The sequence below is a fragment of the Synechococcus sp. H55.11 genome (assembly GCF_047462475.1).
Lineage (GTDB): Bacteria > Cyanobacteriota > Cyanobacteriia > Thermostichales > Thermostichaceae > Thermostichus.
Genome location: NZ_JANSJI010000079.1, coordinates 1 through 1,977, shown reverse-complemented (window position 1 = coordinate 1,977; position 1,977 = coordinate 1). Strand labels below are relative to the sequence as shown.

Genomic DNA, 1,977 nt, shown 5'->3' with positions numbered 1-1,977 from the left:
ATTCAGGTTCTAGTGGCAGCAATGCCATCGGGGTTCAAGTCCCCGGTTCCGCATTACTGGTCTTGGTAGCAAGCGGGCTCCGAGTCATTAGGTAGTTTTAGCTTAGAGGAAATTTGGGAAAGCTTCAGACGAGCATGGCTCAGATTGCCCTTTTCGCTGTCTAAGACTAGAAGGAGGAACGAGCCAGTTGTGGTTTCAACCAATCGAATGAGGCAAAATAACTTTTCGTAGATGAAAACTATTTCTCTAATTTTTTCTGCAGGTTTTTCACTTTGCAAAGCTTTGTTTCTAACCACTTCTGTGCTGCTGGCTACCAGCAACATTAGTTCAGCTCGTGAAAAGCCATCGCTGCTCATGCTGAGTTTATGAGCTATGTAGCCACCTCTTCTCCAATCTGCAAAAGCGATCCCTAAAGCCCCCTCGACAGTAAGGCCTTCGCCTAGAGCAACCTGAATGTGATTCATTTGCTAAGGAGCTCCTACGTCCTTGGTTTACCGTAGGTTAACACATCCAGGCTTGGTTTACCGTAGGTTAACACACCCAGGAAGCTTACAAGGTCTTAAGGTGTGAGAAACTTCCCTCCAAAACCCAGAGGCCTGGGCATTCTGGATTTCTTTAGCTACGGGTCTTGGGAGAGAAAAGCCCTTAGAATCTTGCGGTTTTGAGAGGTAACTGGCGGAGCTGCTCTGCAAGCTGCTCCAACTTGATACGAGCCAAGGCTAAGTTCCCATTTTCTAGATCCAACACTAGGTAAATAAACAACCCATGACTATTAACTAACCAGATCAGGTGATACTGTTCCTGGCAAACTACAATAATCTCCTTTAAACGTTGGGCCAGAGCCTCTGCAACCTTGAGCTTAGCGCGCAGCACCTCCGAGTTGCCGGCTATGGCAAGCGATAGGTCGCGCTCAGGCAAAGCAGAGACATCTGCAGACTTAGCTCCTAGGCATGTGCCGCTTCTCCAGTCGCCGACGGCAACACCTAGCGCACCGCCGAAAGTAAGAGCCTCCAGAAGAATCTTCTCCAGTGTCGGCATAGCCACATCCTCCCTCTTCCCTTGGCGGCACTGTTATTTGGGTACTTACCACTTACCGAGTAAGCAAGGTAGCCATCTATACCTTACCTCATTGCCTTTCTCCTGCCAAGTAGGAAAAGAGTGAGCCGCAAGGCCAAGCAAAAAAAGAAATTTAACCGCTTAAGTGAAGAAAGCAAAGCTCCTCATCTAGCTCTGCTCAAGCTTTCTAGCTACCTCAGTACCTGGTCTAGGCTAGAGCACTAGCTGTTCTGCCACTTGATCCAGCTTAATGCGAGCGAGAGCTAGGTTACCCTTTTCTCGATCCATAACAAGATAGAAAAAGAGTCCTCGGACAGACTTTACTACTCGAACGAGATGGTATTGCGTTTTTAGAACAACGAGAATCTCTTCGAGCTCATCCTTAATGCCTACAGACTCCAAAGTCCGGAACTTAGACCGAACAACCTCGGTCATACCTGCCACAGCTATCTCTAGATTCCGCTCAGGAAGGGCGGGAACGTTAGAGCCCTTGAAACCCAAGCACATGCCACTCTTCCAGTCACCAAGCGCAATGCCTATAGCTCCATCAATGGTTAGAGCAGTAGCCAAACTTTCCTGAACTTTCTGCACAGAACCCCTCCTGAACCAGAATACAAAAGTCTTCCTGGCTTTTGCCAGAAAGTATTATACCCACCGGCAGTTCTACCTTCTAGCGTATCATGTCAGATCTCTCCCCTGTCAACTCCTGTCCAGAGAGTTGGCTTACATACCTCGGGTTAGACCAGATCAAAGCAGTCGATTCGGACAAATGATGAACAAGACTATATTCAAGTATTCAGGTGGGATCCTATTTCGACATTGGAGAAAAGCCATCTGGGGAGCAAGGTGTGCTGAGGAACAGATTCCGGCAGGGCGGTCGGGGAGTTATGCTGGGGTTGTCTCTTTTACCAGGCTGCTGAG

Annotated in this window: 2 protein-coding genes; both read right to left on the bottom strand. The window is 48.3% G+C overall.

Annotated features, from left to right (window positions below; translation table 11 throughout):
- Window positions 1-53: 53 nt before the first annotated feature.
- On the bottom strand, window positions 54-464 hold the full coding sequence (locus tag NW853_RS03395; protein ID WP_414347763.1) for a hypothetical protein: 411 nt from the start codon (window positions 462-464) through the stop codon (window positions 54-56).
- A 181-nt stretch (window positions 465-645) separates the two neighbouring features.
- Window positions 646-1,038 carry a hypothetical protein gene (locus NW853_RS03390; protein WP_414347761.1) on the bottom strand — a complete coding sequence of 131 codons (393 nt, stop codon included), beginning with the start codon at window positions 1,036-1,038 and terminating at the stop codon, window positions 646-648.
- Window positions 1,039-1,977: the final 939 nt, after the last annotated feature.

Excerpts from the sequence above, each read along its gene's own strand:
- NW853_RS03395 (WP_414347763.1), bottom strand. The coding sequence starts at position 464 with ATGAATCACATTCAGGTTGCTCTAGGCGAAGGCCTTACTGTCGAGGGG.
- NW853_RS03390 (WP_414347761.1), bottom strand. The coding sequence starts at position 1,038 with ATGCCGACACTGGAGAAGATTCTTCTGGAGGCTCTTACTTTCGGCGGT.